Annotated in this window: 1 protein-coding gene and 1 pseudogene; both read left to right on the forward strand. The window is 65.4% G+C overall.

Annotated elements, in window-relative coordinates; genetic code table 11:
• Window positions 1-1,029 (forward strand): sulfotransferase family protein (locus tag ACY5KJ_RS18800; RefSeq protein WP_462203982.1); only part of this gene is annotated, 1,029 nt, incomplete at its 5' end.
• 168 nt (window positions 1,030-1,197) lie between these two features.
• Window positions 1,198-1,435 (forward strand): annotated as a pseudogene (locus ACY5KJ_RS18805) (aminotransferase class I/II-fold pyridoxal phosphate-dependent enzyme); the annotation flags it as partial.

Genomic DNA, 1,435 nt, shown 5'->3' on the forward strand with positions numbered 1-1,435 from the left:
GTGCTCCTGGCCTCCTATCAGGAGGAGGCGAGCCTGACGCCGCACGGCGTCCAGATGGTCCAGGACGAGTTGTGCGGCATCCTGATGGCCCGCCTGTTCAGTGAGGCCGGGTGGCAGAGACATCCCGAGCACGCCCAGGTCCCGATCGAGAAGCCGGTGTTCATCGTCGGTATGCCACGGACCGGCACCACCACCCTGCACCGGCTGCTCACCGCCGACTCGACCAACCAAGGGCTCGAACTGTGGCTGGGCTACGCTCCCCAGCCCCGGCCGGCACGCTCGACCTGGCCTACCAACCCGATCTTCCAGATGGTCCAGGGTGGCGTCGACAAGTTTGTCGAGCAACATCCCGGCTACCTGGGCATCCACAATCGCAAAGCCGGCGAGGTCGAGGAGTGCTGGCTGTTGACCCGCCAGTCGATGGTCTCGCCGTATTTCGAGTTCACCGGGTACGTGCCGACGTACTCCGCGTGGCTGGCCGGCCGGGACTCGACCGAAGCGTACCGGCGGCATCGCCGCAACCTCCAACTGATCGGGCTGCATGACCCCGAGCGGCGCTGGGTGCTCAAATCCTCCAGTCACATGCCCTGCCTGGACGCCCTGCTGGCGACCTACCCCGACGCAATGGTGATCCAGACCCACCGCAGGCCCGCCAGTACGGTGCTGGGATCGGCGTGCAGCATGGCGAGCAAGCTTGCCGCGGGCATGTCCTCAGTTTTCCAGGGCGAGGTGATCGGCCCTGCCCTGCTCGAACTCGCCACTCGCACTCTTGCGCGATTCGCCACGGAGCGGGCCAAACACGACCAGGCCAGGTTTTACGACGTCGAATTCGACGAGTTCACCGCCGACCCGCTGGCGGTCGTCGCCGACATCTACCGCCACCTCGGATGGGACCTGGCCAACGAGGTCCGCCCGGCCATGTCGGCCGTGCTGGCCGAAGATGAACGCCTCCGTTCGCACCGCTACGACCTGGCCCAATTCGGCATCAGCGCCGAGGAAGTCGACTCCCGACTCGGCACCCTGCTCTGAACCGACCGGAACTCGGTGGCCCGGAACTCGGTGGCCCCGTCGTGGGCTGACCTGGTCTCGGCCTGCTCCATTGGCACCGTCCAGCGGTCTCGCATTTGCCCTTCCACCACCGAGCAACGAGAAGACGCCAACGCTCCTGGGCCCAACTCACCGAAATGAGGGACGATCATGACTACCTTGTCCGCGGAGCCGGCGCTGGCCCGCTGGGGTTTCTCCGAATGGGTCGAAAGCGCAAGGCGAAGCGGCGAACTGATCGCGACGCCTGAGCTTGACGACCTCAACGACGCGGTCATAAGCATCAACGGCAGAAAAGTGGTCAACTTCGCCGGCATCGGCATCCTCGGATGGCAACACGACCCGGACGTGCGCAACGTCTTCGTCGAGACGGCAATGAACTATGGAGACG

This window comes from Frankia sp. CcWB3, assembly GCF_977927595.1.